Here is a 24459-nt window from a genome sequence, read left to right on the forward strand (position 1 = left end):
AGGGGGAAGATTCTTTGCATACTAATCTACTGTAATTGTCCATGACTCATATTAAATTTTCAGTCTACCATCTTCCTCTTCGTATTTTGTTTTTTTCTTTAAACACTTTTGCATCTGAAGGGATGCTTTCTGGCGAATCATCGGTATGAGTTTCCCAAGGATATAACCCATTTTCGTCTTTTTTAAAATTGTCTAGTGAATCATTTAGTTCTTCTTTTCGATTACGTTTAATACGTTTTCTTACTGATACAGCATAGAGTGCTAAAGCAAATAATGCAATCACTCGAATGACGCCATAAGATTCCATAATTATTCACTCCCAAAGGTTAAACTGCGATAGTTAACAAGTCCTGATAAAAAGTGTTCTGCATCGTCAATTCTCATTCTGAAACGGTCATGTCTAGCAAAAAATCCATATTCAATCTTATACGGTGCTTTGAAATACATCGCAAATTCAGGGAACATCGTACCAGTTACGATTTCATGATACGCACGATGACTCATCACATCAAAAATACGATTTTTTGCTGCTTCAAATTCTTCATCAGAAATAATTTCTTTACGTCGATCATATACCTCTAACTTCAACATCATTTTGGCAGCGGCAACTAATAACTCAAGCATCGTCGGATAAGCAGTATCACGACTTTCCATAAAATCAATTCGATTTAAGGCATTTTTCATCCCAAAGATATAATAGTCATCTTTTTGTTCATGTTTTAAAAATTCGTTAACTGCATAACTCAACCAATGATCATGATATTTTTCATAATTATTAGCAACAAAGTGCGTCATTAGTCGTTTACAAATGGCAAAAATTTCTTCATCTTTCATTAATTCATAGGCACGTAACATTGAGAACAGAGCTTCACCATCATAATAAATAATTCTAAACTTATCTTTAATTGCTAAATGGCCATCAAAGACATGTATCGTCTCATCATTTTCAGTAAGGAATCGTTTTTCGATCGTTCGTGTTAAAGTTTTCATTTTTTCAAAGAAACGTGTATCATTGGTAATTTGTGTATACTTTGCCGAAGCCAAGATGGCAACTGCTTGTGCCCCCAATTTATATTCAATGGTTTCTCCAATTTGATCTTTAATAAAATAATCGCCGTCGTTTTCTTCAGCTAGATTTTCAAATCCCCAAACTAAACCTTGCAGTGAATGTTCAATCATCTCTTGATTATCTAGAAACTCGCCAGCTTCTAACAATGCATATATTGAAGAGAAATGACGAATGGCATTGTAATTTCGAATATTACGATCGTAACACGGAAAATAACCATAGATAAATTCGCCAGCTTCATCCAATTGATCTAATAAATAATTGGAACCTTGATGAATGACTAAATCAAGCATCTCACGGAAGTTATCTTCTTCCACAATTCGAAATTGATTACCAAAACCATAGTCTTTTAATTCATAAAATTGATTTTCATCAATAAAAAAAGCTTTTGTTTTAAATAAATAAATATCTGACGTTAAGAAATAGTTCATTGTATGGTCTAGAACATTGTATTTTCTTTTAACGTAATTTTTATAATTAGCTGTGTCGAAATGGAGATTTGCTTTATTTTGACCAATTTTGTGATTTTTATCTGGAACTAATAAAGCATTTGCGGTAATTTCTTCTTTCAAAAAACTCCTCTTTTTAAAACCTTCAAGTCGAAGTCCAAACTCAACATAGTTATTCCGATTGATACTATTAATAATTTCTAATAATTCCTCATATGTAACTTTTGTTTCTTCAGTAATCAAGTCAATACGAGCATATTCAATATTTATTGATAAGGAGCGATAGAACGAAGCTAATTTGTCCCAACTTTGCTTCAATGTTCTGCCATAAAATTCCTTTACATGGCAACGGGAAGCACTTTTTCCATAGCTTAAAATAAAAATAGAGGTTTTTATTTCAGCATTCTTATATGTCTCAAAAGTTTCAAATAATTGGTTCAATGTTTGACTCTTAGATACTACGTTGTTCATGTCTTTCCCTCCTCAATTTCAAAACGATGAGGGAATTACTCCCTCATCGAATGTTCGCTCTTACTTGTTCTTACTTAGGATTTTTTTTACCTTTTCTAGATTTCCAAATACCAAATCCAGAGATGGCAGCTAATAAAGCACCGAAGATTGATGCAGTCGCACTCACTTCAACCCCTGTTTGAGGTAACCCAGGTTTGCCTGTAGATGGTTTATTTGTACCATTTCCGCCAGGTTTACCATGGTTATGATCGCCTTTTCCAGGTTTATCAGGTTTGCCACTATCTTTCTTACCTACAGTGACTTCTGTTGGATTGCTTTCAGCTTTTCCAGGTTCTTGAGATGTGACAAATAGTTTGTCGCCTTCACGTAAACCAGAAACAGCTACCAACCATTTACCATCAGCGCCAACAATTGCTTTACCAATCACTTTACCGTCTTTGTCACGGATAGTAATAGCCGCACCTGGTGTTCCTGTACCAGTGATTGTTTTATCCCCTTCTTTAACAGGGTTTACAGTTGGTTGAGATGTTTGGTTTTGCGCTTTTACTGTGGTAATAACTGTCTTACTTACTTTCTTACCATCAACTTGAGCAGTGATATATAATTTATCGCCAGCTTTTAGTCCGGTTACTGGAATAGCAAATTCACCATTTGCTCCTGCAACACCTTTAGCAATAATGTTTCCATTCTTATCACGAATAACAATTTCAGCGTTTGGAATAGCATCCCCGGTAACAAGGACATCGCCTTCAGTAATTTCATCTACATATGGCTCATCTGTGTCTCCATCACCATCGGCATCAGAGTCGCTATCTGAGTCTGAGTCGCTGTCTGAATCTGAGTCGCTATCTGAGTCGGAATCACTGTCTCCGTCGCTGTCGCTATCTCCATCAGAATCTCCGTCTGAATCTGAGTCGCTGTCTCCATCGCTATCTCCGTCTGAATCTGAGTCGCTATCTCCATCAGAGTCGCCATCGCTGTCTCCGTCGGCATCTGAGTCGCTATCTCCATCAGAATCTCCGTCTGAATCTGAGTCGCTGTCTCCATCGCTATCTCCGTCTGAATCTCCGTCACTATCTCCATCACTGTCGCTGTCTCCATCGGAATCACCATCTCCATCGCTGTCTGAATCTGAGTCACTATCTGAATCGGAATCGCTGTCTGAGTCTGAGTCACTATCTGAATCGGAATCGCTGTCTGAGTCTGAGTCACTATCTGAATCGGAATCGCTATCTGAGTCTGAGTCGCTGTCTGAATCTGAGTCACTATCTGAATCGGAATCGCTATCTGAATCGGAGTCGCTGTCTGAATCGGAATCGCTATCTGAGTCTGAGTCGCTGTCTGAATCGGAATCGCTATCTGAGTCTGAGTCGCTGTCTGAATCGGAATCGCTATCTGAGTCTGAGTCGCTGTCTGAATCGGAATCTCCATCTGAGTCGCCATCGCTGTCGCCATCAGAATCACCGTCTGAATCACCATCAGCATCGCCATCCGCGTCTCCATCCGCATCTCCGTCTGCGTCGCCATCGCCGTCTGCGTCGCCATCTGCGTCTCCATCTGCGTCGCCATCGGCATCTCCGTCCGCGTCGCCGTCAGCATCGCCGTCCGCATCACCATCACCATCGGCATCTCCGTCTGCATCTCCATCAGCATCGCCGTCCGCATCTCCATCGGCATCGCCATCGGCATCTCCGTCCGCGTCGCCATCCGCATCTCCGTCCGCATCACCATCTGCGTCGCCATCGGCATCGCCGTCCGCATCGCCATCTGCGTCTCCATCTGCGTCTCCATCTGCGTCTCCATCTGCGTCTCCGTCCGCATCGCCATCGGCATCGCCGTCCGCATCACCATCAGCATCGCCATCAGCATCGCCGTCTGCATCTCCATCGGCATCGCCATCAGCGTCTCCATCTGCGTCGCCATCGGCATCGCCGTCCGCATCGCCATCTGCGTCACCATCTGCGTCTCCGTCCGCATCACCATCCGCATCGCCATCAGCATCGCCGTCTGCGTCTCCATCAGCATCGCCATCAGCATCGCCATCAGCGTCACCGTCCGCATCTCCGTCTGCGTCGCCATCTGCGTCGCCATCGGCATCGCCGTCCGCATCGCCATCTGCGTCGCCATCAGCGTCACCGTCCGCATCGCCATCAGCATCACCATCCGCATCGCCATCAGCATCGCCGTCCGCGTCGCCATCAGCATCGCCGTCCGCATCTCCATCGGCATCGCCATCGGCATCTCCGTCCGCGTCGCCATCCGCATCTCCGTCCGCATCACCATCTGCGTCGCCATCGGCATCGCCGTCCGCATCGCCATCTGCGTCTCCATCTGCGTCTCCATCTGCGTCTCCATCTGCGTCTCCGTCCGCATCGCCATCGGCATCGCCGTCCGCATCACCATCAGCATCGCCATCAGCATCGCCGTCTGCATCTCCATCGGCATCGCCATCAGCGTCTCCATCTGCGTCGCCATCGGCATCGCCGTCCGCATCGCCATCTGCGTCACCATCTGCGTCTCCGTCCGCATCACCATCCGCATCGCCATCAGCATCGCCGTCTGCGTCTCCATCAGCATCGCCATCAGCATCGCCATCAGCGTCACCGTCCGCATCTCCGTCTGCGTCTCCATCTGCGTCGCCATCGGCATCGCCGTCCGCATCGCCATCTGCGTCGCCATCAGCGTCACCGTCCGCATCGCCATCAGCATCACCATCCGCATCGCCATCAGCATCGCCGTCCGCGTCGCCATCAGCATCGCCATCGGCATCGCCGTCTGCGTCTCCATCAGCATCACCATCCGCATCGCCATCAGCATCGCCGTCCGCATCGCCATCTGCGTCACCATCGGCATCGCCGTCCGCATCGCCATCTGCGTCACCATCCGCGTCACCGTCCGCATCGCCATCAGCATCACCATCAGCATCGCCGTCTGCGTCTCCATCAGCATCGCCATCAGCATCGCCGTCTGCGTCTCCATCAGCATCACCATCCGCATCGCCATCGGCATCGCCATCAGCGTCGCCATCGGCATCGCCGTCCGCATCACCATCAGCATCGCCATCAGCATCGCCGTCCGCATCGCCATCTGCGTCTCCGTCCGCATCGCCGTCCGCATCACCATCAGCATCGCCATCAGCATCGCCGTCTGCGTCTCCATCTGCGTCGCCGTCCGCATCGCCATCAGCGTCACCGTCCGCATCGCCGTCCGCATCACCATCAGCATCGCCATCGGCATCGCCGTCTGCGTCTCCATCGGCATCGCCGTCTGCGTCTCCATCGGCATCGCCGTCCGCATCACCATCCGCATCGCCATCAGCGTCTCCATCGGCATCGCCGTCTGCGTCTCCATCAGCGTCTCCATCAGCATCGCCGTCCGCATCGCCATCAGCGTCACCGTCCGCATCGCCGTCCGCATCACCATCAGCATCGCCGTCTGCGTCTCCATCGGCATCGCCGTCCGCATCGCCATCAGCGTCACCGTCCGCATCGCCGTCCGCATCGCCATCGGCATCGCCGTCTGCGTCTCCATCAGCGTCTCCATCAGCATCGCCGTCCGCATCGCCATCAGCGTCACCGTCCGCATCACCATCCGCATCGCCATCAGCATCGCCGTCTGCGTCTCCATCTGCGTCGCCATCGGCATCGCCGTCCGCATCGCCATCAGCGTCACCGTCCGCATCACCGTCCGCATCGCCATCAGCATCACCATCGGCATCGCCGTCCGCGTCACCATCCGCGTCGCCATCGGCATCGCCATCAGCGTCACCGTCCGCATCACCATCCGCATCGCCATCAGCGTCTCCATCTGTTTCATCATCTTCTGGAACAATAATGTCTGCGTTAGGGCTGATGTAATCTACACCATCACGATTAACAGTTGAGTTAACAGTCAATTCTTCATTTTCTACAACTGCACCTACAGGAATTGTAATAGAAAAATTACCATCGCCATCTGTAGGTCCACTTCCTACTACATTTCCATCTGCATCTTTGATTTCAACTGTAACATTTGGATCTGCCGTACCGGTTACTGTATAACCATTTACTGAATCACCAGTAATTGTTGGTACCGGTGTTACTAAAGTTGGAATTTCAGCAGGTGTTGGATCACTTTCATTTCCTTCAACGATAGCGACCACATTCACTGGTTGTCCTGGATAAACATCTTCACCATTGATTGGAATTGTATAATTACCATCACCATCAGCTACACCACTAGCAATTACATTTCCATCTGCATCACGAACTTCTATTTCTGCATCAGGATCAGCTGTTCCGCTCACTGTATAGCCTGCTGTGTTTCCTGTTACAGTAGCAGTTGGTGCTGTAACATCTATAGCAGCTGCTTCAAAATAAATGGTATTGGCATCACTAGAATTATTTAAAATATTAATATCAATTGTGTTTCCTTCAATAACTGCACCATTAAAATTAAATGCACCATCATTTGGAACGCCTACTGGATCTACTGTATCTGTATTAAGTGCAACTGGAATAGTCGCATCCATTCCACCTAATACCGCAGCATCTGCTAATTGATTAACCAATTCTCCTGCATTATTTATAACTGGATTTAATAGAAGATTTACTGCTGCATTCAGAGTAGTTTTGATCGGGTTAAGAATTAAGTTAGCTGCTGCTACTACTGGTGTGGCTATTCCTTGCTGAATAATATTGGCATTAGGATCTACTGTAATGCTTAAACTATTGATAGCATCATTCAGATCGTTCAAAATGTCTGTAACATTTTGAGCTAAAATTAATCCTAAACCGTCATTCACATCCACATATAAATGAGTACCGTCTGGTGATAACATAACATCTGAAGCAAATGTTGCTGTATCAAGTGCAATTAAATCATCTAATAACTCTTGAATTACAACGCCAGTAGTAGAAACATTAGAAATAATGCCAGCAGTGCCAGTAATAGTATCCACTATCTGACCAACTCCTGTTACTAAGCCACCCACAGCAGTTGTAAGAGCGCTTAAACCACCTGAAAGTAAAGGTACATTATTTAAATCTAAGCTAAAACTTGAATTAATTTGAGCTTGGCCATTAGTTGCTATACTTCCTTGCAAGCCTTCTGGAATTGAAATAACAATGCGTTTATTATTATCTGAAATAAGAGAAGCATCAATAGGACTTGTCCCAGATACAAAAATATTAAAATTTTCTACCCCAGTTCCAACTCTATAAGCAGTCCCATTATCATACAATCCATTTAGAATAGTTCCACTATCATTACTTGTAGTTACATTTTGTAATATAGAAGCATCAACTAAAGCTGCTTCTACAGTACTAGGTGCCCATAACAATGTTGCTGGTGCCACTACAGTTCCAGTTAATAACAACCCTGTTACTGCTGCATTGGCTAAAATACTATTTCTTTTGGAGACGCGTTTTCTTTGCTTCGCGTTCATAATCTTTTTATAGTCGTTCTTCTTCATTACTTATCCTCCTTACAAAAAGGCTTGCATCCTTTGCTTGTGAACATGAGTAACCAACCAACAAATCTCAACTCGGGAATACTTTGAATGTCCCTCCTTCTTTTTTCCCTAAACTAACCAACGATTATATATATATTATTCAATCTAATATTAAAAAAATATTAGATGCGAATACCAAATAAAGTAGATTTTTTGAACATTTGATAAGATAACTATCGACCTCAATTAAGCACATCAAGGTATAGCTTCTTGCTTAACACTGTACTGTTTTAATTGTTCAGCAACTGTATAAAATTTACTGAGTGACGATCCTTTAATAAATATGAAAGAATCATCTTCTATATATTTTTCAACTTCTTTAGCAATTAATTCTTTTTCTTCAAACCATTGGATTTCTGGAAGTTCGTTTGCCAGTTGTTGAAATGCCTTACCACATAAAAATATTTGGTCAGCTGGACTATCTTGTATCATTTCTTTTAATTTATAGTGCTCTTGGAAGCTGATTTCTCCTAAATCTGCGACTTCCCCCAGTACTAATAAACTATTTCCCGTATAAAATTTTCGTTTTTCTTTAAATGTTTGCAAACCATTTTTTAAAGCAAGAATGGAACTATTATGTGTGTCATCAATTAAAGTAACTTTCATATCCTCATTTTCAATCACACATTTCTCCAAATTCCTCGGCAAATTATGATACTCTTGAAAACAATGAATATAATCATTTACGGCATAACCTAAAGCATCGATTGCTAGTAAGCTAGCCATAATATTTTGGATTCTTCCTAAATTATCCGCAACTACTTTAAATGTATAGAGGTGACGATTTAATGACACTGTTATTTCGGAATCATCTCGTGTAATAATCCTTTCTACTAAACAACAATCCGCAGTAGAATCTGTTAAACTATATGTTTTAATCTGCAAATTTTGACTATTTGCTTCACGGAGTATTTTCCATAAATATTTTTCTTCAATATCACCATTAATAATTGCCGTAGCTCCATTTTTTGTATGTCTAAACAGTTCCGTCTTACAGGATAGATTTCTTTCTACACCATATTTTGCATGGGCATTTCCATATGATGTCATAATTGCAACATCACTACGATAACGATACGTCTCATTCCCATACCCTAATCGATTCATACATCCAACAGAAGCTTCAATTAATGCTATGGTAGGATTAGTAATTAGACTCAATGCAATATCTAAATTAGGAAGATGTAAGCTTGAATTTCCTGTATTACTAGTTGGCTTTTCTTTTTCTAACAATTGCTCTAAAAGCATTCGCACAGAAGATTTCCCTGCACTACCAGTAATAGTAACCATTTTTCCAGAAGCATTTTCTGTCATGCAATCTGCTAATAATGACGCTGTTTGTAACCCATTCTCTACAATATATTGCGGGATACTGTCTTTATACTGTTCGATTGGCGTATCTGTAATAATTAATCCTATTTTATGAATGGCATTACTATTTAGTAACTGTTCATTTCTATGCAGTGGGTTCCAGTTAGGTAAATAAATCATATTTTTTAAATCTTCTTTACTTAAAGAAACATATACGGCATTTTCACACTGCGTTTCTTCTATTACTTTTGGATCAATACTCATAAAATCAAAATTAAAATCGGGGATAATGTCTGATTGTAAAAAATACCCCTTCAGATTTTGGTCAAACCACTCTAACCATTTACTGTTTTCATTAGCTGTCTGCGTTTTCCTTTTAAAAGCATCTATTTCATAGTACAGGTGACCTGCTTCATCTTTTTTTGCACTAGTTAGTAACTTATTCGAATTAAGCGTTTCTATATCTTGAATAACTGTTTGTCTATCTTTTTCATTAATAAAATAAGGTTGCCAAAATGTATCAAGATTAAAATTCCAAAAAGGATAGATTTGTATTTTATTCTTTTGGATATTCCATTTTAAGAAATAACCATATGGGAAATTTTCTGGTTTAGTGAATTCTAGACCATTATTGTTAAAAATCCCGTTACCTATGCTATAAAATACCCGTGTTCCATCAATTTCTTCTACTTCTTGAATTTTATGGGGACCACTACCAATAATTAAGTCCGCACCTTTTTCAACTAAAATTTTTGCTAACTGTCGTTGTGATACTAATACATTTTTGAAATCTACACCCCAATGTGCAAAAACAACCACTTGGGTTTGAGGATTTCTATTTTTAAATTGTTTGATTTCTTCTAATAATATTCCATCTAATGTGGTAACTCCTGAACGATTTGTTGCATAAAAGTCAAAATCTAAGTCACGCCCATTACGATGCCAATATCCTGAAAAAAATGCTAACTTCTGATTCCCATAGGTTACAATTACTGGTTTAATGGCATCCGACAGATTTTCACCTGAACCTATTGTAGAAATTTCTGCTGCTTTTAAACTATCAATCGTATCTAAAAGCGCCTCTTCTCCATAGTCTTTCGCATGATTATTTCCCAAGTTAATCATCTTAACGAAACGATTTTTTAGTTCCTTAATCGTTTTTTCTTTATCCCCACCAAGATAGAAAACTTTTCTTTCGTTATAACAAGGTTCATTGGGTTTGATTAGCACCCCCTCATAAGTAACAATATTGAAGTCTTCCTTCTTCATTTTTTTTGATAATTTTTCAAAAGAATGTGCATAACCATATTTTTGTAACGCATCTGCTTGATTTTTCAACTTACGTTTTTTTGTATAAAATTCACCAAAATACGTATCTGCTAGGATATTAATGATGGGATTCTCTAACTCTATTTCCTCTATTTTTTCATCTGAGACTAATGAGGTTAATAAAGCTAATTCAACGGTTTGAATATAGTTTTGACTGTTAATAACTAGTGAACACACCAACTGTCCAGCAACCTCACGAAAAATTAAAGCATTACTCTGTTGATCTCCCCAAAAAATGCTAGCAATAGCATCACCTTTTAAATCCATAAATGATTGCGGTTGATATTTTTTCCCCTGAATAATATGAATTCTATTTTTTATATAAGAAAAAGTGGATCTTGCTAATTTCAAGTAAGCTAAACCAACTTTATAATAATCAAATAAGTTCGTTTTTTGACGATTGGCTTGACGCCCCGTCAAACTAATCTGAGATTTTTTTGAGATATTTAATTTAATGGCTAGTTGATTTATTTTTTTCCGTGCTTCTTTCTCACTGCCATACAATTGGCATAAAGCGCGGATACAGTCTGGTGCATTTAATGAAATTGCTTGATTTAATACATCAATTAATAAGCGTTCTTCCCCACGAACGCCATGCGTTGAACGTAATGCGTCTTTTTCAACCATTGCGCCTCTAGAAAAAGTTACTACTTGATCTGGAGATAACTTCTTATCTTGTAAATCTGTCAAAATCAGCAAATAAAGCAATAAATGATTTACTCCCCACGGCGATAAACGATTGCCTGTTGGGCGTTCATTAAATAATTTTGTATCTGAAAAAGTAAGTGCTGTTGCTTCGTACGTATGATTTTCCCAACATTCCATAATACCCCTCCAAAACTCATTTTCATTTTTAAAAAAAATTCTAATGCTTCTTTTTGGTTCATTCTGTGGTGCTATAGTTCATCTTTACAAAGAAATAAGCATAACTTTATTACAACCCAAATGCTGTCGTCATGTCTGTCGTCATTTGGTCAACAGGAACAACGTCTACTAGCTGTCCTTGAATAATTAATCGACTGGTTGCATCATAATCGCCACAGGTTACTAATGTAACGATAGCTTGACCAGGTACTTCATCTAAAACTTCTGTCGCATCAGGTGCAACGGATTTTTTTGAATAGGTTTCATAAATATAAACATTTGTTAAATCATTCAGATAGATACGATCGCCCATGCTCACATTCACTAATGGTGAAAATAACGCATAGGGATCATAAGACAAATGACTGGCTAAGGCATAGTTTCCACTGCCCATCACTTGAGAAGGCGACATTGTTCCTGCTCCCCACAATAAGTTCTCATTTGCTAAGCCTAAAAAAATAGGTAAATTGAGATTGACACTTGGAATAGCAATTCCAGCAACAACAGGATATGTTGAATTTTTTTTATTTAGTTGTGCTTCTACTACAGCTTGGGTACTAATCGGTTCCACTGCTGAAAAATCAAAGGTAATGCCATCTGTATTTTGTGCATTCGCCTTTTCTTCTGAGTCAATATCTTGCTCTTTTTTTGTAGAAGAGTTTGTTATATTAGAAGATGAATTGGTTGCATCTGTTGATTTACTTTGAGTAATTTTTTTTTGGTTTTCAAGAATCTCTTCTCGATTCACGTTCGCTATGGTAAATGATTGACTATTATGGCGAACAATTGCTTCTTGAATTTGATTGTTAAAAATTAAAAGTAAAGCAACGATTAGTAACATAAGAAAAAAAACGAGTTTGATTCTTCTTTTTGTTTTTTCTTTCATACTATAAATCTCCCATTAAAATAATCTGTAGTTAGCTAGCAAATCTGCCTCTTGAATATGAATGTACTTCAATTTAACAAATAAACCCTACCTTTTTTATAATTATTTTTTAATCAAAAAATAATTCTCATATAAATTTCCTAATTTTTATCCTTGGATTGAAAAACAAAAAAACATATTTTATTCTTCACAAAAAAGACACATATAAAATAACGACAAATATCCAGCAATTCGAAAAAATCATTGTCTTTTTGTCGTGTTATTTTTTTATTCCAGCTTTTTTATTATTAAAAAGTATTTTTTGACTAAATCTATCTGTACAAGTCAAGGACAACGGTTTCAGTTTTTATAGTTTTTTTACCTTTTTTTATAAAAAAAATTATAAAAATCCATCTTTTTTTATAAAAAAAGCCATAAGGATTGATAAAATCCTTATGGTTATCGTAATTCTGATTGTGATTCATGTTTTTTCCACCAACGTGTATCAACAATCTTCTGAAATAGAAACTCTAGATCAGTTGCTTGAGGTAAATTTAGCAAAAATACAAATTCTTTGTCGACATTCGTTGCTATGCGCCTACTATCTGTTATGACAATATCCGCTCTATCCACGACAGGTGTCACAATTGCTCCTATATTTGCAAAATTTGTTACTAATGTTTCAATAAAATGATTGTAAAAACGGCCTTGAGAAAAATCAATATAAATATAAACAGGATCTAAAATAGCTTCTAATGGTAAAACAGTGATGATTGTCATCATATAATTCAAAAACAAATATTTTCTACGGTCATGCAAAAAGGGTTCTGTTTCTTTTAAGTTAGAAATATAAATCGTTAAAAATGCGTGTATTTCCGGAAATCTGTTTTTAAAATACTCCACTTGTTCTGCATTAATAAAGTAATTATGGATTTTTCCTTTATTGAGCAAATCAATATGAACATAAAAAATTTCTTTATATAATTGGTTCGTTTCTTCAGGATAATTCCAAATTCTAGGAAATTTCTTTTGTAAAGCACTAATGAAACTGCTATTCCAACGACTTATCGTAAAGGTTGACGGAAGTTCTAAGGGGTAAGTAAGGCTTTCTAAACTAAAATAATAGCGACTCAATGCGTAAATTTCATTCCATAGTATATTTTCTGACAATTGAAATCGCTCTAAAAACAACCGACTAGTATTTATCAATTCCTTTGGCAAAAGCTTATTGTCGATAATTTCAAATTCGCAATCATTTTCTATGAAATAATGATGTCTAATACGTGTATCAATAACAAACAATGTGTGTTTTATATGGAGCTTTTGAAAGAGTGTGGTATTTACAAAATGTAATTTTTTCTGTTGATTATTAATAAAAAAATCATCGCTTTTCTCATAAATTAAAAAATTATTTTTTTCAATTTTTAATAAAAGCTCTGTTGCCCAAAAACGTAATTCCACTTCATTTTCTGCTTCTACTTGAAAGCGTCGATTAATCTTAAATCCTAATTTTTGTAATTCTTTGTTTAGTTCACTTTGGCTTTTATGCGCAATTGGGTAACTAATTGATTCCGTTAAAGCAAATTCATTTAACGATTTATACGTTTGTAAAAAGGCTTGTAACACAAGGCGGTACTTGATTGATTCTTGAATATATAATTCAAAAAGTGTTTCAGCAATATTATGTTCTTTAGAACTCAACATAATATTTTGGTCAATAATCTCTATCGCACATAATTTATCCAAATCAAAACGCTGAAAATCCATTAGCAAACTTTGGGTAAGTCGTTTGAATACATAATTCGAAGTTTGCAATTCATTCATCATTTCATTGATCGATAAGGTAAAACTGTCTGATTCTTCTAGTTTTTTTATAAACATATACTTTTTTTGCTCTTCTTTATCCAAAAAAATTTCAAACATGCTATTTTCTCCTTATTCAATATTCCTCATTATTTATGTACTAACTACATTAACAAGATTCTTGTTTACCAATCATCTTATCAATTCCTTATTTTTTATTTATAATTTTTTTCATTCATCGGATAAGATTTATTATAAATTCAAGCAAACAAAACGAGTTTCACAAGCATTCTCATTATCTATTTCCATATTTTTTCATTATAAATAAAATTTTTACATAATAATGGCTCGTTATTTTATAAAAAGCTATCTCTAATTCAGACATTTTCTATAAAGAACAAAAAATATTTTATATGAAAACAAAAAATATTGATAATAATTCTTTTATTTTTTAATGTTTTTTATAAGGAAAAAAATGAGGTTTTTAGAAAACAACTGTTTCCTCTATAAATCAGTAACCATCTAATAAGTATCGGCTTAAAAAAACAAAACGTATATATGTAAATCAACCTTTTTTAGAAATAAAAATGTTATAGTATAAAAAAAAACAAAAACAACAGTTGTCAATTCGTGTTGTTTTTGTTTCATTCGATTTCGTTGTGAGAAATGACCTATAGCGGTTTTTTTGCTTCCATTTCATTACTTAATGCGGCAAATTCAGCTAAAGTTAATGTTTCTCCGCGGCGTGAAGGATCAATTTCAGCTGCTTCTAGACTAGCTTGTAGCCATTTTTTAGTTGCTTCATCTTTCCCATAATTATTTTGCAAATTATTCCAAAGTGTTTTACGGCGTAATTGGAAAGCTGCTTTGGTTAATTTGAAAAATTCTTTTTCATCGGTTACTTCAACTGCAGGTGTTGCTCGACGTGTTAATTTTAAAATCGCCGAATCAACATTAGGTTGAGGAACAAAAACCGTTTTGGGTACGATAAAAGCTAATTTTGCTTCCATATAATACTGAACAGCAATAGATAATGAACCATATGCTTTAGTTCCAGGCTTAGCTGAAATACGGTCTGCAACTTCTTTTTGCATCATCACGACCATTTCAGCAACGGGTAAGCCAGATTCTAAAAAGTGCATCATAATTGGTGTCGTAATATAGTAAGGGAGATTAGCAACTACTTTAATTGGTAAGTCTGCTTCAAATTTTTCCTGTGTAACATGAATTAAATCCGCTGCCAAGACATCTTGATGAATTACTTGAACGTTTGGATAATCTTGTAAAGTATCTGCTAATACGGGAATTAAGCGATCATCAATTTCAAATGCTAAAACTTGGCGCGCATTTTTTGCTAGATGTTCAGTTAATGCACCAATTCCAGGTCCGACTTCAATAACATTGGTTTGTTCGGTAATATCTGCTGTTTCAACAATTTTGCGTAAAATATTCGGTTCTGTTAAAAAGTTCTGTCCAAGACTTTTTTTGAATGTAAAACCGTGTTTTGCAAGAATTTCTTTTGTTCTTGATGGGACAGCAATTTCTCTTTTTTCGTTCACAGGATTTCCTCCACTTTTTTCATTGCTTCTGCTAATTCTTCTTCGGTAATTCGAAACATCGCTAAACGTTTCGCTAATTGTTTGCCATTTGTATAGCCTATTCGTAATTCATCGCCTAATTTTTCGCGACGCTCTTTCGCTTGCTGACCTGCGATTAAGCCATAATCTAGCAACGCTTGACGAGGAATACCTAGTTCTTGGTTGGTTACAGGCGTAACAACTTTGCGTAATGCCTCTAAAATCGCTTCATTACTAGCATGCTCAACACCTAAACTTGCCCCTTTGCGCTTTCCTTTTGCTTGGCTTCTTGGTAAAAATGCATGCTTAGCATCCGGAACAACCTCCATGATTGTCTTACGAATTTTCTCACCAGAAAAATCAGGATCCGTAAAAATAATGACCCCGCGTGTTTCTTGCGCATGAGCAATTTGTTCCAAAATGTCCTCGTTAATCGCCGAACCAATTGTTTCAATTGTATCTGCCTCAACAACTTCTTGAATACGGCGAGTGTCGTCTTTGCCTTCAACGACAATGATTTCTTCAATCGCTAATTTACTCATCGCTCAATCCCAAACAAACGATGGGCATTTGCCGTTGTTTGTTTTGCTACCTCTTCAAAAGTCACTTCACGCAATTCTGCAATTTTTTCAACGACAAAACGTGTATAGCCAGGTTCATTCCTTCTCCCTCGATACGGAACAGGTGCTAAATAAGGCGCATCTGTTTCAACTAAGAGTCGATCCCACGGAACAACTTTTGCTGCTGCTTGAACTTCTAACGCTTTTTTAAACGTTACAACGCCACTAAATGAAAGGTGCATCCCTAAATCTAAAAATTTCTGTGCCCAAATATCATCGCCACTAAAGCTATGCATAATTCCACCAATTTCACGAATATCTGCATCTTTTAAAATCCGATACGTATCTTCAATAGCATCACGCATATGAATACTAATAGGTAGGCCATGTTCTTTAGCAATCGAAATTTGACGACGAAAAACCTTTTCTTGTATGTCTTTTGGATCTTCCATCCAATAATAATCCAAGCCAATTTCACCTAACGCTACCACTTTTGGTTGTGTTAAACGTTCTTGTAAGAATGCCTCAGCTTCTTTTGTATAACTTCCTGCTTCAGTTGGATGCCAGCCAATGATACTATAGATATCCTGATATGTTTGGCTTAATTGTAAGGATTTTTCAATTGTTGGATAATCAAATCCAACAACAGCCATTTCCGTTACGCCTAATTCATTGGCACGAGCAATCGTTTCAGGAATATCATCATTAAATTGCTCAGCGTTTAAATGTGTATGTGAATCAAAAATCATCTTTCTTCCTCCTAATTCTCTCGTATACAATAGCACATTTTCGCTAAATTCGAAACGAGTATCTCTTAAGACCTAGGCAAACATCCGTCTAAAGATGGATACGTTGGAACCTATTCTTTCTTATAATATAGTAGAAAAAGAAAAAGGAGGGATTGGGATGGAACGTTTACGTTCGCAGTACCGGTATTATTCAAGAGCAAAAGATAAAGGGTTAGCCTTTCAAAAAGATTTTCCGCAATTCGCACAACAACTGCGCCAAAAACAACGAGTTTCTGATAAAAATCAAGTAAATACCTTCACCCATTGGTTACTATTACTGGGTTTCGGAATGTTAACAATTGCTAGTTTTCCTCAACAATTAGTAATTCTTTTAATCTTAGTTGGTATTACCGCATTAGTTAAAGGTCCAGGTATGTTACTTTTTGGTATGCTGTATTCTTTCTTAGTGAGTTTGTTTCCGCCACTTGGTATTTTCTTATCGGCATTGTTCTTTTTACTTAGCTTATATCAATTAACTCGTAATTGGCGGTTTGGTTTAGCGGCAGCTTTCTTTTATTTGTATCCCATGATGACTGTAGCATTTCGTCAATTTGCTTATTTTGACCAGACAGGATGGTTACTTGCTTTTGGTGCTGTAGGACTAGTTGGTATGCACTTTTTATTTCGTAATGTATATGTTAGTCAACCATCAAGCAAAGCTTTAGCATGGTCCTTAATTAGTTTGCCTTATGATTGTCTAGTCTTTTTACTTCCTTCAAAAAAAGGCAAAAAAACACGCTTTAAGCGCAGAAAATAATGATGTGGAATTTGTGTCTGTCGACTCTTAAGAAGTACTCGACAGACTTTTTTATGCGAAAATTTTCTCTTTTGTTCGATTGCTTTTTTGCTTATAATCCACTATTCTATATACATATGTTACATTAAAAATGGCAAAGGAGACCCAATACATGTACATACTTTATGGGATAATGATTACAATCGCTCTTCTTCTTTTGTATATGGTCTTCATTGAGCCACGCCGATTGAAGAAAAAGCATTACTTTATCCGCAAAAATAAAATGCAAGTTCTAGATATTTCCAACGCTTACGATTTATATGAAGAAAATACCAATATGATTATTGCACATATTAGTGACACCCATTTTTCACGCTTATACAAACCCTATCGTTTAAATCGAGTAATTCGTTCGATTATGCAGACTTCACCTGATTTAATTATCTTTACTGGTGATTTAATTGACAACTATAAAAAATGGCCCAGTAGCGATACAAAACGTTTAATTGAAAAATTAAAAAAAATGTCTGCTCCCATGGGAAAAATTGCCATTTTAGGAAACCATGATTATTCTGGCGATGGTCAATATTTTGTCAGTGAAGTTCTTAAAGAATCTGGCTTTACGTTATTAAAAAACGAAGAAATTTTCGGATCCAATGAACATATTTCAATTAATATTGCAGGCGTAGATGATTGTATAAAAGGTTCACCCAAATTTGATTTTGAAGCAACTCTTGCTCAATGGCACTTGCTGTTAATCCATGAACCAGACAGCGTACAACAGGTTGAAAATCTTCAAAACTATGATTTGATTTTAGCCGGTCACAGTCATGGAGGACAAATTCGCTTGCCTTTTGTTCGCTATAAACATCCTGGTGCTACTACTTACAAAAGAGGTCTGTATTTATTTGCCAATAAAACCCTGCTGTCAATCAACAATGGTTTGGGAATGAGTGTCGTGCCTATGCGTTTAGGTGTTCCACCTGAAATTATCTATTATCATCTTGCAAAAGACGAAAAAATCGCATCGAAAGATTAATTTCGATGCGATTTTTTTATTTTGCTAATCCTTCATAAATCTTATCCAAATTCCATTTCATCATTGCATAATAGCTATCTCCATCATTGCCAGATTCTGCAATTGAATCCGTAAAAATTTCAGAATAAATAGGAATTCCTGAATCTTTAGAAACACTTTGCATCGGTTTAGGATTCACGCTGCTTTCAATAAATAAAGATTGGACATTTGATTTTTTCAAACGATCGACTAATAAACGAATTTGATCTGGCGTTCCTTCTTCTTCGGTATTAATTTCCCAAATGTAAGCAGAAGGTACATCATAGGCTTTCGAGAAGTATTTGAAACATCCTTCACTCGTCACAATTAATTTGCGGTCATCTGGAATAGAAGCAAATTTAGCTTTTGCTTCTTCATCTAATTCAGTCAGTAATGCGAGATAGTTCGTAAGATTTTCTTGATAAATACTTGCATTTTCTGGGTCCTTTTCACTCAGATGTTTTGCAATATTTTCTGCATAAATCATCCCATTTTCTAAATTCAGCCACGCATGAGGATCTTCTTTTCCAGCCGCCTCATCTTCTAAATAAAGCACCTCTACACCATCACTGACTGCAAAATAATCTTCATTGACCGTTTTCTTGGCATTATTCATCAGTTTAGTAAACCAAGCATTGCCGCCTGTTTCAAGGTTCAAACCATTATAAAACAAGACATCGGCATCTGTTGATTTTTGCACATCTTCGGGCAAAGGTTCATATTCATGGGGATCTTTACCCACAGGTACAATACTGTGTAAATTGATATGATCGCCAGCAATTTGTTCTGTAATATCTTTTAAAATGGAATTGGTCACGACCACATTTAATTTATCTTCTGTTTCTTCGGTAGCATGTAGGTTCGTATATAACGCAATTCCACCACCTAATAAAGCAATCAGACCAGCAGCGAATAACCAGTTTTTCTTGCCATTTTTAGCACGTTGTTTAGGTGATAATAAAAAGCCTAAGACAAACATCGTTGCGGCAGTTAAAACAATGCTTGAACCTGCTGCAATGTTAAAGCTATACCCAATAAACAAACCAATAAGAGATGAAATTCCACCTAAAAAGCTGGATAATACTAACATATGACTCAAACGTTTGGTAAATAGATACGCCGTTGCAGCTGGCGTCACTAACATTGCGACTACTAAAATTGTTCCGACACTTTGCATCGCAGTAACGGAAACTAACGTTAATAACATCATCAATAAATAATGGTAAACTTCCACTTTCATTCCAAAGGCTTTCGCCATCATTGGATCAAATGACGTAATTAGTAACGGACGGAAGAATAAAACAATTAAAACGAGTACAAGAACACTAATTCCTAAAGTAATCCATTTATCACTATCTTGAACTGCTAATACATTCCCGAACAAAATATGGAATAAATCCGTTGAACTATTCGCTACACCGATTAAAATAACTCCCAGAGCTAAGAAAGAACTAAACGTAATCCCTATCGCCGTATCACTTTTAATGACACTATTTTGGGAAATATACGTAATCAACACCGAAGCAAGCAAACCGAATACAATCGCTCCGATAAAGAAATTTATGCCTAAAATATAAGACAATGCCACACCTGGTAATACAGCATGTGAAATCGCGTCACCCATCAAGGACATGCCTCGTAAAATAATAAAACAACCAATGGCTCCGGCAACCATACCAATCGCCACAGACGTAATCAAAGCATTTTGTAAAAAGTGATAATTGACTAATCCATCAATGAAATTACTAATCATTTAAACGACCTCCTCTAATAAAAATAGAATCGCCAAATGCTGCAACTAAATTCTTTTCTATAAATACTTCTTGTGTAGGTCCATAAGCAATTAACTCTTTATTTAAAATAACTAATTCATCAAAATATTCTTCAACTTTGCTTAAATCATGATGCACAATAAAAATGGTTTTGCCTTGTGCTTTAAAATTTTGTAGCAAATCCATAATAATGCCTTCACTCGTTGCATCAATTCCTACAAAAGGTTCATCTAGGAAAATGTATGAAGCATCTTGGACAAGTGTTCGTGCAATTAAGACACGTTGAAATTGACCACCTGAAAGCTCTCCAATTTGACGTTCTTTAAACTCACTCATTTTAACTAAGTCCAAAGCTGCATCAACTTTTTGCCAATCATTTTTGGTAAAACGTTGAAAAATCGTTTTTTGAGGATACAGTCCCAATGAAACACACTCACGAACAGTAATGGGAAAGGTATAATCAATTGCCGTTTTTTGTTCTACATAAGCAATTTTTTTCTGGACAGTTTTTAATGGTTGTCCATCAATTGTCGTTTCCCCTGTATTTGAAATTAAATGTAATGCTGCTTTAATAAACGTTGATTTCCCTGCGCCGTTGGGACCTATAATTCCCACAATAGCTGGTTTTTCAACTGTAAAAGATATTTTATCTACCGCTTGATGAATCCCATCATAGCTAGCAGAAATTTGTTGAAACTTCAACATATTCTTTCCTCCTTTGATAAATATAGTTAACCATATTTATATTTTTAGGCTAACCTAAACTTTTATTTAAGCGAATTATATAACTAACACAGAAAAAATGCAATCAAAAAAACGAAGAAATAAGTTTTACTCCTCATTTCTTCGTTTTAATTATTTTGTAAAATCTTCTAACAATCGATTTTGTCCAGCTATTGTTTGAATTTCTGTAATATCTTGTGTGACTTCTAAACAGCCTAAATACTGAGCGTCTGTGTCTTTCAGTGCAAAATAACGAATATAAATTTTCTTCGGTCCTAAATCAATCCAAAAATCCGCTTGGTCACGTGTTCCTGAACGAAAATCATCTAAAATTTGTTGGACCATGTGCATACTTTTTGGTGGATGACAATTGACCACTTCACGACCAATGACTGATTTTGTACGAGGGAAAATGCGCTCCTTACCTTCTGAATAAAAACGAACACGGTCATTTTCATCAACATACGTTAGATCAACTGGTAATGCTTGAAACAAGGCAATCAGTTGTTTAAGCTGTAACACTCCTGTGGGTAAAACCACAGTATCTGCAGTATTCGTTTGTTCCCAGTCGTAGGTTTCTTCCATAGCAATTGATTCACTCTTTAATCCAGCAGCAATAGCATCAGTTGTTTCTTTGGCTTGCTGAATAGCTGCTAATCGTAAAGGCTCACGTGCCAGCTCTTTGGCTATATCTTCTTGACTTGCTTTAAATGGTAATGGTTCTGGAATATACGCAAAGCCAATTTCGAAACTATCTGAAGCAATTTTTTCCCAATCTTTTAAGCTAAACACATCTAAAATCATTGGCACCATAATTTCTTCTTCTTTAAAAATCATTTCTTCAATTTCATTTTTTACAGTCACCCATTTTTCAACTAATGGATTATAGGCAACTTTTTCTCCTTTTGTATAAGCGACTAGTTCTTTGGCCATTGCACGAATATCGTCATCTACGCCCCACATCACTTGTGGAGGAGCTGTGATGCCATATTTTTCCATATAAGAAAAAATCAGTGTTTCTTTACGAGTATAATGCTTTTCAATTTGTAACAAATCCGTTAATGCGCTAATGAGACGCTCTTTTACTGACCAATCACCTTTTGAAATTTTTACTAATAAACTATCTATCTCATCCGTCAACAGAGATTGTAATACTTGATTTTCTAATTTCAAGGTATGTACTGGATGACCCGGTTGAGCGTAAGCTGCACTTGAGTGATGAATATCATTAATTGATCCTTTAAAAACAGCAGCATGAATATTACACAGTTTTTGAATTTCGGCAGGATTTAAGCCACTTTGAATTAACGCTTTTTCAGCAGCTGTGATTTCTGTGACATCTACACCATCAAACTCTTCATTAAATAAACGTTTGGCCTCTTCAAAAGAACCACCTTCATGTAACAAGGATAAAATTTCAACAATTCTTTTTTGACGTTCTTCTCGTGTTCGTTTCATTTTATTCTCCTTTCACTGTAAAACCATTTGCTTTAAACGTTGCTACGATTTCTTCTAACGGAATTTTTTTCATCCTAGCTCCTTTAGGAATCGTCATGTAACGTCCTGCTGTTTGCAACATACCTGGTTGGGCAATTTCTTTAAATCCTATCTCAAACATTATTTCCTTCACTTGAGGATATAATGTCACTATTTCATAGACACTTTTTGTTAAATCAATCTCCATTTGTGTTCCTCCTTACAATAAGAATGATTCTCATTTAAAAGTATTATACCTTTTATTGATATATTTTTCACTAACTTTTTATAATGAAAAAGCTAAAAAACAAATGATTTAATGATAAAAAAGGATAATATATATAAAAAATAAATATTTATTGCACAAATTATTGCTTTTTTAGTTTGTGATATATTATACTATGTTTGCAAACAAATTTTAGGAGGATATTTTAATGAAAAAGATTGTAAGTAGTTTATTAATTGTTTCTGCTTTCTTGCTAACTGCTTGTGGTAGTGGTAACACAAATTCTAGTAGTGCAAGTAGTGCAACAAACTCATCTACTGAAAAAACGAGCGCTTCATCAGATGCAAATTCGGGCGCATCTGAACAAGAGTACACGGACCCGTCACAATTAAAAGATAGCTATGACGTTATCATTGTTGGTGCTGGTGGTGCAGGAATGGCAGCCGCGATACAAGCCAAAGAAGCCGGAGCAAATCCTGTTATTCTTGAAAAAATGCCAATCGCAGGTGGGAATACCTTAAAATCTTCTGGCGGAATGAATGCATCTGAAACTAAATTCCAAAAAGAACAAGGGATTGAAGATAGCAACGATACTTTTTTTGAAGATACATTAAAAGGTGGACAAGAAACCAATGATCGTGACCTACTTCGTTATTTCGTTGACCATTCAGCTGATGCCATTGATTGGTTAGATAATATGGGCATTACGTTGAATAATATTAGCTACAGTGGTGGTGCAAGTGTAAAACGTATCCATCGTCCAGCTGATGGTTCTGCTGTGGGTGGTTACTTAGTCGATGGATTAATTCGTAACGTTCATGAACGTGAAATTCCGTTATTCGTCAATGCTGATGTTACAAAAATTAATGAAACCGACGATAAAATTTCAGGTGTAACTGTTTCAATTAACGGTGAAGAAAAAGAAATCAATGCCAAAGCAGTTGTTGTAACAACAGGTGGTTTTGGTTCAAATGAAGAAATGATTACGAAATACCGTCCAGACTTAAAAGGTTATGTTAGTACGACTTCTGAAGGAAGCACTGGCGATGGCATTAAAATGATTGAAGCTTTAGGTGGGCAAACAGTCGCTATGGACCAAATTCAAGTCCATCCAACTGTTGTTCAAAAAGATGGGATGTTAATTAGTGAAACCGTTCGTGGTGAAGGAGCGATTTTGGTAAATCAGCAAGGGAAACGATTCTTTAACGAACTAGAAACACGCGACAAAGTTTCAGCTGCTGAAACTGAATTGCCTGAACATTATGCATATCTAATTTTCGATGACGCTTTAGCAAAAAGAGCAAAACAAGTAGACTTTTACAAAGAGCAAGGTGTTGTGGAAGAAGGTGCCACAATTGAAGAACTAGCGAAGAAAATTGATGTACCTGAAGAAACACTGAAAGCAACATTAGACACTTGGAATAAAGCAGTTGCTGATAAAAAAGATGAAGAATTTGGTCGTGAAACAGCCATGGATTACGATTTAACTGAGGGACCTTTCTATGCTATTCAAATTGCACCAGGAATTCACCATACAATGGGTGGCGTAAAAATTAATACCGAAACACAAGTGATTAACAAAGAAGACAAAACGATCCCTGGTTTATATGCAGCTGGTGAAGTAACAGGTGGTTTGCATGGAAATAACCGAATTGGTGGGAATGCCGTAGCTGATATTATTATCTTTGGCCGTCAAGCAGGAAATCAATCAGCAAGTTTTGCAAAAGAATAACTCATTTAAGAAGATAGCTCGCCTATCTTCTTTTTTTCGAAAAACAATGGTTAGAAACACAAAATTCGAACATTTTTTTGTTATTTTATCTTAATTCTCAAAAGAAAAGAACCGATTGAATAATTTTAGATACATCAATGCATTTAAAATTATTCAATGA

Annotated in this window: 16 protein-coding genes; 3 read left to right on the top strand and 13 right to left on the bottom strand. The window is 37.3% G+C overall.

The window, feature by feature from the left end; all coding sequences use genetic code 11:
- Positions 1 to 64: 64 nt before the first annotated feature.
- From DOK78_RS15100 to DOK78_RS15140, 9 genes are all read right to left on the bottom strand, one after another.
- Entirely contained in the window at positions 65 to 307 is a 243-nt protein-coding gene (locus tag DOK78_RS15100) for a hypothetical protein (protein ID WP_207942048.1), read from the bottom strand.
- 2 nt (positions 308 to 309) lie between these two features.
- The gene (locus DOK78_RS15105) at positions 310 to 1989 is read right to left on the bottom strand and encodes a hypothetical protein (RefSeq protein WP_207942047.1); all 1680 of its coding nucleotides are present in this window, start codon (positions 1987 to 1989) and stop codon (positions 310 to 312) included.
- Positions 1990 to 2059: 70 nt separating this feature from the next.
- Complete coding sequence (locus DOK78_RS15110) at positions 2060 to 7441, bottom strand: adhesive domain-containing protein (protein WP_339076301.1); 5382 nt, start codon at positions 7439 to 7441, stop codon at positions 2060 to 2062.
- 234 nt (positions 7442 to 7675) lie between these two features.
- Positions 7676 to 10945, bottom strand: coding sequence for a CapA family protein (locus DOK78_RS15115; RefSeq protein ID WP_207871489.1), 3270 nt, complete (start codon positions 10943 to 10945; stop codon positions 7676 to 7678).
- 109 nt (positions 10946 to 11054) lie between these two features.
- Complete coding sequence (locus DOK78_RS15120) at positions 11055 to 11870, bottom strand: class A sortase (RefSeq protein WP_207871490.1); 816 nt, start codon at positions 11868 to 11870, stop codon at positions 11055 to 11057.
- 438 nt (positions 11871 to 12308) lie between these two features.
- Complete coding sequence (locus DOK78_RS15125) at positions 12309 to 13772, bottom strand: helix-turn-helix domain-containing protein (RefSeq protein WP_207871491.1); 1464 nt, start codon at positions 13770 to 13772, stop codon at positions 12309 to 12311.
- 551 nt (positions 13773 to 14323) lie between these two features.
- A complete protein-coding gene (gene rsmA, locus DOK78_RS15130; protein WP_207871492.1) occupies positions 14324 to 15211 on the bottom strand; it encodes a 16S rRNA (adenine(1518)-N(6)/adenine(1519)-N(6))-dimethyltransferase RsmA in 888 nt (295 codons plus the stop codon).
- A complete protein-coding gene (gene rnmV / locus DOK78_RS15135; RefSeq protein ID WP_207871493.1) occupies positions 15208 to 15771 on the bottom strand; it encodes a ribonuclease M5 in 564 nt (187 codons plus the stop codon). Before rnmV ends, rsmA begins: the two co-directional genes overlap by 4 nt.
- Positions 15768 to 16538, bottom strand: coding sequence for a TatD family hydrolase (locus DOK78_RS15140; protein ID WP_207871494.1), 771 nt, complete (start codon positions 16536 to 16538; stop codon positions 15768 to 15770). The genes rnmV and DOK78_RS15140 overlap by 4 nt, the downstream gene beginning before the upstream one ends.
- A 157-nt stretch (positions 16539 to 16695) precedes the next feature.
- On the opposite strand from DOK78_RS15140, the gene DOK78_RS15145 reads away from it, so the two are divergent.
- Positions 16696 to 17334 (top strand): hypothetical protein, encoded by a 639-nt coding sequence (locus DOK78_RS15145; protein ID WP_207871495.1) that lies wholly within the window; start codon positions 16696 to 16698, stop codon positions 17332 to 17334.
- A gap of 151 nt (positions 17335 to 17485) precedes the next feature.
- Positions 17486 to 18352 (top strand): metallophosphoesterase, encoded by an 867-nt coding sequence (locus DOK78_RS15150; RefSeq protein ID WP_207871496.1) that lies wholly within the window; start codon positions 17486 to 17488, stop codon positions 18350 to 18352.
- A gap of 16 nt (positions 18353 to 18368) precedes the next feature.
- Here DOK78_RS15150 and DOK78_RS15155 read toward each other — a convergent pair whose 3' ends face one another.
- From DOK78_RS15155 to DOK78_RS15170, 4 genes are all read right to left on the bottom strand, one after another.
- Positions 18369 to 20123, bottom strand: coding sequence for a metal ABC transporter permease subunit (locus DOK78_RS15155; RefSeq protein WP_207871497.1), 1755 nt, complete (start codon positions 20121 to 20123; stop codon positions 18369 to 18371).
- Positions 20116 to 20847, bottom strand: a complete 732-nt coding sequence (locus DOK78_RS15160; protein ID WP_207871498.1) for a metal ABC transporter ATP-binding protein — start codon at positions 20845 to 20847, stop codon at positions 20116 to 20118. Before DOK78_RS15160 ends, DOK78_RS15155 begins: the two co-directional genes overlap by 8 nt.
- A 150-nt stretch (positions 20848 to 20997) precedes the next feature.
- Complete coding sequence (locus DOK78_RS15165; RefSeq protein WP_207871499.1) at positions 20998 to 22323, bottom strand: DUF438 domain-containing protein; 1326 nt, start codon at positions 22321 to 22323, stop codon at positions 20998 to 21000.
- A 1-nt stretch (position 22324) separates the two neighbouring features.
- A complete protein-coding gene (locus DOK78_RS15170; RefSeq protein WP_016174259.1) occupies positions 22325 to 22549 on the bottom strand; it encodes a DUF1858 domain-containing protein in 225 nt (74 codons plus the stop codon).
- A 226-nt stretch (positions 22550 to 22775) separates the two neighbouring features.
- Here DOK78_RS15170 and DOK78_RS15175 point away from each other — a divergent pair, with 226 nt between their 5' ends.
- Positions 22776 to 24299, top strand: a complete 1524-nt coding sequence (locus DOK78_RS15175) for a flavocytochrome c (RefSeq protein ID WP_207871500.1) — start codon at positions 22776 to 22778, stop codon at positions 24297 to 24299.
- Positions 24300 to 24459: the final 160 nt, after the last annotated feature.

The sequence above is a fragment of the Enterococcus sp. DIV2402 genome, from assembly GCF_017426705.2.
Lineage (GTDB): Bacteria > Bacillota > Bacilli > Lactobacillales > Enterococcaceae > Enterococcus_F > Enterococcus_F lowellii.